General features: G+C 64.5%; 6 protein-coding genes and 1 pseudogene. 6 read left to right on the plus strand and 1 reads right to left on the minus strand.

Annotation, left to right across the window (positions count from 1 at the left end):
- Positions 1-155 (minus strand): LysR family transcriptional regulator (locus IVB32_RS01565; RefSeq protein ID WP_247409646.1); only part of this gene is annotated, 155 nt, incomplete at its 3' end.
- Positions 156-332: 177 nt separating this feature from the next.
- On the opposite strand from IVB32_RS01565, the gene IVB32_RS01570 reads away from it, so the two are divergent.
- The 6 genes and pseudogenes from IVB32_RS01570 to IVB32_RS01595 all read left to right on the plus strand — a co-directional run.
- The gene (locus IVB32_RS01570; RefSeq protein ID WP_018453231.1) at positions 333-1307 is read left to right on the plus strand and encodes a nitronate monooxygenase family protein; all 975 of its coding nucleotides are present in this window, start codon (positions 333-335) and stop codon (positions 1305-1307) included.
- A gap of 33 nt (positions 1308-1340) precedes the next feature.
- Positions 1341-2525: an ABC transporter substrate-binding protein gene (locus IVB32_RS01575; RefSeq protein ID WP_018453230.1), complete on the plus strand. Its 1185-nt coding sequence runs from the start codon at positions 1341-1343 to the stop codon at positions 2523-2525.
- Positions 2526-2547: 22 nt separating this feature from the next.
- Positions 2548-4056 (plus strand): acyl-CoA synthetase, encoded by a 1509-nt coding sequence (locus IVB32_RS01580; RefSeq protein WP_247299279.1) that lies wholly within the window; start codon positions 2548-2550, stop codon positions 4054-4056.
- 179 nt (positions 4057-4235) lie between these two features.
- Positions 4236-4556: a hypothetical protein gene (locus tag IVB32_RS01585; RefSeq protein ID WP_026232489.1), complete on the plus strand. Its 321-nt coding sequence runs from the start codon at positions 4236-4238 to the stop codon at positions 4554-4556.
- Between the two features lie 12 nt (positions 4557-4568).
- Entirely contained in the window at positions 4569-5198 is a 630-nt protein-coding gene (locus IVB32_RS01590; RefSeq protein ID WP_018453227.1) for a general stress protein, read from the plus strand.
- 253 nt (positions 5199-5451) lie between these two features.
- Positions 5452-5997: pseudogene (locus tag IVB32_RS01595) on the plus strand (monooxygenase); the annotation flags it as partial.

A 5997-nucleotide genomic window follows, 5' to 3' on the forward strand; every position in this document is an offset into this window, starting at 1 on the left:
GCGGCACGCGCCACCAGCCTGGTGCCGAGCTGGGCTTCCAGCGCCGCAATCTTGCGGCTGACGGTGGGATGGCTGCTGTGCAGCCGGCGCGCCGCGCCGGTGAAGCTGCCGGTATCGGCGACCGCGAGGAAGGTCTTGCAAAGGTCCCAGTCCATGAGCGGCCTCTGTTCAAATCTGAAAAGTCGTCCGTTCAATATTGAACGATAAGAGGCCCCACTCCAACCCCTATAATGACGTCAAATGAAACATGGGCGGCAACTCGCCCGCGACAATCAAAGAAGGAAACGCCTCGTCATCCGCCTGCCGGCGGGCTGCGTTTCCGGGAGGACATCATGGCGCTGCCCGCTCTCTTGAAGGATTCGCTCGAGCTGCCCGTGGTCGGCTCGCCGCTCTTCCTCGTCTCCGGCCCTGAGCTGGTGATCGCCCAGTGCAAGGCCGGCGTGGTCGGCTCGTTTCCGGCACTCAATGCCCGTCCGGTGGAAAAGCTCGACGAATGGCTGAGCCGCATCGAGGACGAACTCGGCGAATACAAGTCGCGCAATCCCGGCAAGAAGGTCGCACCCTACGCCGTCAACCAGATCTGCCACGCCTCCAACGACCGGCTGATGAAGGACATGGAGACCTGTGTGAAGCACAGGGCGCCCATCATCATCACCTCGCTGCGACCGCCCGCCGAGCTCGTCGAGGCCGCACACTCGTACGGCGGCCTCGTGTTCCACGACGTCATCAACGTCAAGCACGCGCGCAAGGCCGCCGAGCAGGGCGTCGACGGTCTGATCCTGGTCTGCGCCGGCGCTGGAGGACATGCAGGAACGCTCTCGCCTTTCGCACTGGTACGCGAGGTCAAACAATGGTTCGACGGTGCGATCCTGCTGTCGGGCGCAATCAGCGACGGCTTCGCGATCGCCTCCGCGCTGACGCTGGGCGCCGACCTCGCCTATATGGGCACGCGCTTCATCGCGACGAAGGAAGCCAACGCTGACGAAGCCTACAAGTCGGCGCTGACGCAGCACACCGCGCATGACATCGTCTACACCAACCTCTTCACCGGCGTGCACGGCAACTATCTCGGGCCTTCGATCGCCGCGGCCGGGCTCGATCCGGACAATCTGCCGGCGGCCGACAAGACGAAGATGAATTTCGGCTCCGGCGGCAACATGAAGTCCAAGGCGTGGCGCGACATCTGGGGCTCGGGCCAGGGTATCGGCCAGATCGCCGACGCGCCGCCGGTCGCCGAGCTCGTCGACCGGATGAAACGGGAATTCGACCAGGCCCGACAGGATTTCCTGATGCGCGTCAGCGCCTGACGTCTCGGACCGACAATAAAACGGGAGGACACCATGAAGCTGGCAGCCGCACTGATCGGGATGTCGTTGCTGATGCTCGCCGGCGGCAGCGCCCATGCCGAAGGCAGCGACGAGATCCGCATCGGGCAGACCCTGCCCTACAGCGGCCCGGCCTCCGGCTTCGGCGCGATCGGACGGACGCAGGAAGCGTTCTTCGAGAAGGTCAATGCCGAAGGCGGCATCAACGGCCGCAAGGTCAAGTTCATCACGCTGGACGACGCCTATTCGCCGCCGAAGACCGTCGAGCAGACCCGCAAGCTGGTGGAGCAAGAAGAGGTGCTGATGATGTTCGGCTCGCTCGGCACCGCCACCAACAGCGCCGTGCAGCGCTATCTCAACGCCAAGAAAGTGCCGCAGCTGTTCGTGCTCTCCGGCGCCACCAAATGGGCCGATCCGCAGAAGAACCCGTGGACCATGCCGGGCATGGCGGCCTACGAATCCGAGGGCGTGGTCTATGCCAAATACATTTTGCAGGCCAAGCCCAACGCCAGGATCGCGATCCTCTCGCAGAACGACGATTTCGGCCGCGACTATGTCGCCGGCTTCAAGCGAGCGCTCGGGCCTAAGGCCGCAAGCATGATCATCGCGGAAGCGAGCTACGAGACCAGCGCGCCGACGATCAGCTCGCAACTCTCGACCTTGAAGGCCTCGGGCGCCAACGTGCTGTTCGGCGTCGTGCTCGGCAAGTTCACCTCGCAAATGGTCAAGGGCGTGGCCGAGATCGGCTGGAAGCCGGAGCTGTTCTTCGTGCCGACCTCGGCGTCGTCGATCTCTTTCCTGGAACCGGCAGGGCTCGACAACGCGGTCGGCCTGATCTCGTCGAGCAATCAGAAGGACACGATGGACCCGCAATGGGTCGACGATCCCGGCGTGAAGGAATACTTCGCCTTCATGAAGCGCTACATGCCGGCCGCGGACCTCTCCAACTCCAACTACGCCGCGGGCTATCACTATGCCACGCTGCTGATGACGGTGCTGAAGGGGTGCAAGGATGATATCAGCCGCGACAACATCATGCGCCAGGCGGCCTCGTTGAAGGATGTGAAGCTGCCGCTGCTGCTGCCGGGAATGGCGGTTACGACCGGCCCCGACGACTATCTGCCGTTCCAGCAGCTTCAGCTCCGGCGCTTCAATGGCAAGAGCTGGGTCGGCTTCGGCGACGTGCTGGATGATCGCTAGACGAGCGGGATGAGGAGACGCCATGATCATCAGCGGCGAACGCCAGATCAGCTATGACGACATCCGGGCTCGGATCAGGCGGGCGATGAGCGGCTTCCGCGCCCTGGGGCTTGCCGAGGCCGCGCCGGTCGCGATGATGCTGCGCAACGATTTCGCTCTGTTCGAGGTGGTTGCGGCCTCGGCCGCGCTGGGCAGTCCGGTGGTGCCGATCAACTGGCATTTGAAGGCCGAGGAGGTCCGTTACATCCTGGCCGACAGCGGGGCGAAGATCCTGGTCTGCCACGCGGATTTGCTGCCGCAGATCCGCGACGGCGTACCGGCGGATGTCCTTCTCCTGGTCGTCGCGACGCCGCCCGAACTCGCAGCGACCTTTTCGATCCCTGGGGAACTGACCGAGATCCCGGTGGGACTGACCGATTGGGACCGCTGGCGCGACGACCATCCGCAAGCGCAGGAGCCGCCGCGGCGGGCCGCAGCGATGATTTATACATCCGGCACCACGGGCATGCCGAAGGGCGTGCGGCGCATGCCGATGCAGCCCGAACAGGCGGCCGCCTCCGAACGCGTGGGCGGGATCGCCTATGGCATCAAGCCGCGGGAAGACCAAATCGTGCTGATCAACGGCCCGATGTATCACTCGGCGCCGCATTCCTACGGCATGCTGGCGTTCCGCAGCGCTTGCACCATCATCCTCCAGGCGCGGTTCGATGCCGAGGAGCTGCTGGCGCTGATCGAGCGCCACCGCGTCAAGCACATTCACATGGTACCGACCATGTTCGTCCGGCTGCTGCGGTTGCCCGAAGCGGTCAGGCAGCGCTACGACCTGTCGTCGCTGCGTTTCGTCGTGCACGGCGCCGCCCCCTGCCCGCCGGACGTCAAGCGCGCCATGATCGACTGGTGGGGACCGGTCATCAACGAATATTTCGGCTCCACCGAGACCGGGATCCCGGTGTGGCACTCGGCCGAGGAAGCACTGAAGAAGCCTGGCACGGTCGGCCGCCCCATCGAAGGCGGCATCGTCAGGATCTTCCGCGATGACGGCAGCCCGTGCGGTGCAAACGAAGTCGGCGAAATCTACATGCGCCAGACGTCAGTGCCCGATTTCGACTATCACGGCAGGTCGCAGGCAAGGGCCGAAGCCGGCCGTGACGGCCTGGTCAGCGTCGGCGACGTCGGTTATCTCGACGCGGACGGCTATCTGTTCCTGTGCGATCGCAAGCGCGACATGGTGATCTCCGGCGGCGTCAACATCTATCCCGCCGAGATCGAGAACGTGCTGATCGGAATGCCCGGCGTGCGCGACTGTGCCGTGTTCGGCATCCCCGACGCGGAATTCGGCGAACGGCTGTGCGCCTTTGTCGAGCCTGAATCGGATGCCGAGCTCTCGGCCGACGCCGTCCGATCGTTCCTGCGCGGGCGGCTTGCCAATTTCAAGGTGCCAAAGGACGTCGAATTCCGTGACGCGCTGCCGCGCGAGGCCACGGGAAAGATTCTCAAGCGCAAGCTGCGGGAGCCCTATTGGACGATGTGAGGACAGGCAACGCCGTCCGAGAGTGCGGGACCGCATAAACGGGAACGAGTGGCAATCGTTCCTGCGCCTCTCCAATATTCGGCAGATTGAAGACGCGCGCTTCCGTCGCAAATGGAAGAGCAACCAATTCGAATCTCGCCTGTTGTCGACCGGCACAATCAACAGCCGGAGAATAAAAAATGTCTCGTCTCACCATGCTCGCCGCAGCTCTGCTGCTGCTCGGATCAGCGCCTGTCAGTGCACAGTCACAGCCTGCGCAGAGCGGGCCGGGCAACAACGCCGTCAACAGCTCTGATCACAACAACTCCAACGCACCGGTCGCGGGCCGCAACAGCTTCACCGAGGGCCAGGCGAAGTCGAAGATCGAGGGCGCGGGTTATTCCAATGTTTCCGGACTGCAAAAGGACGACAACGGCGTCTGGCGCGGCAAGGCCGACAAGGCCGGGACCAAGGCGGACGTGAGCGTCGATTTCCAGGGCAACGTGAACCCCGCCAAGTAAGGAGGATGAAACATGACGACCACTATTTCTCGACTCTATGACACCTATTCGGATGCGGAACGTGCGGTCAGGCGTCTGGAGGCCGCGGGCGTGCCGCACTCCGACATCAGCATCGTCGCGAACAATTCCGATAACTGGTACGGCTCCTCCACCGGCAAGGTTGACCGTGATCGCGACGGCGTCGACGATCGCGCCGAAGGTGCCGGCACGGGTGCCGGCATCGGCGCAGGCCTCGGAAGCGCGGCCGGCCTGCTTGCCGGACTCGGCCTGCTGGCCATTCCGGGACTCGGACCGGTGGTTGCCGCCGGATGGCTGGCTTCGACCGCAGTTGGTGCCGCGGCCGGCGCCGCGACGGGCGGCATCGTTGGCGCGCTGACCGAAGCCGGCGTCTCCAAGGATGATGCGTCGCGCTACGCGGAGGGCGTCCGTCGCGGCGGAACGCTGGTATCGGCGCGGGTACCCGACCAGGACAGCACACGTCTCGATGCCCTTCTGCACGAGAAGGCCGTGAACCTGCAGGAACGGAGCGCCGCCTGGCAAAAATCCGGCTGGAACGGCTTCGATGCCGCAAGCCCGCCGTTGTCACCCGACGATGTCGGCCGTGAGCGTGAGCTGTACGGCGCCGGCACGCGGGTGAGGTAGGGATGTTCCGCTCGCCGCCACGCCAGCGGCAGTGAATCCCAAGAGCGCGAGGGAGGCTCCACCAAGGTGGAGCCTTTTTCGCGTGCCCCTCCTCGAACACCACGAGGGTGCCGCAGGTCTCTCTCAACGAGCGCATTCCGCTGAAGCAGGGCCACATGTTCTCACTGCTCGGGTAATCGGCTATTGGCCGTCTGCGAAACAGTATAGCTTTCGACCGTAGAGGAAACGCCGCGGAGACGGCACGAGGTCGCGCATGCTGGACAGGACCAAGGACATTGTCGCATCCGCGCAAGCCTGGCTCGATGAGGTCGAGCTAACGCTGGGCGCAGCCGATAGCGCTGCGCTGGATCGTCTTTTCCTCGCCGACAGCTATTGGCGCGATGTGCTGGCACTAAGCTGGAACCTGCAAACGATCGGCGGCGGCGACTCGATCAAGCGGGAGCTGACAACGCTCGCGGCAAAGGCTGCGCCGGGCAGCTTCAAGATTGCGCCGAACCGAGCGCCACCGCGCTGGGTGACGCGTGCCGGGACCAACACTATCGAGGTGATCTTCAATTTCGAAACCGCACTGGGGCGCGGCAGCGGCATCGTCAGGCTTGTGCCCGACGCCACCGACGGCGACCGCCTGAAAGCGTGGACGCTCCTCACCGCGCTCGACGAGCTCAAGGGCTTCGAGGAGCAGCTCGGCACCTCGCGGCCGCGCGGCCAGGCCTATTCGCGCGACTTCCGTGGACCGAACTGGCTGGACTTGCGCAACGGCTCGCGCGACTACGCCGATCGCGATCCCGCCGTGCTGGTG

The sequence above is a fragment of the Bradyrhizobium sp. 23 genome, from assembly GCF_023073295.1.
GTDB lineage: Bacteria > Pseudomonadota > Alphaproteobacteria > Rhizobiales > Xanthobacteraceae > Bradyrhizobium > Bradyrhizobium canariense_D.

Coding starts and splice junctions, on each gene's coding strand:
- IVB32_RS01585 (WP_026232489.1), top strand. CDS start 4,236: ATGTCTCGTCTCACCATGCTCGCCGCAGCTCTGCTGCTGCTCGGATCA.
- IVB32_RS01575 (WP_018453230.1), top strand. CDS start 1,341: ATGAAGCTGGCAGCCGCACTGATCGGGATGTCGTTGCTGATGCTCGCC.
- IVB32_RS01580 (WP_247299279.1), top strand. CDS start 2,548: ATGATCATCAGCGGCGAACGCCAGATCAGCTATGACGACATCCGGGCT.
- IVB32_RS01590 (WP_018453227.1), top strand. CDS start 4,569: ATGACGACCACTATTTCTCGACTCTATGACACCTATTCGGATGCGGAA.
- IVB32_RS01570 (WP_018453231.1), top strand. CDS start 333: ATGGCGCTGCCCGCTCTCTTGAAGGATTCGCTCGAGCTGCCCGTGGTC.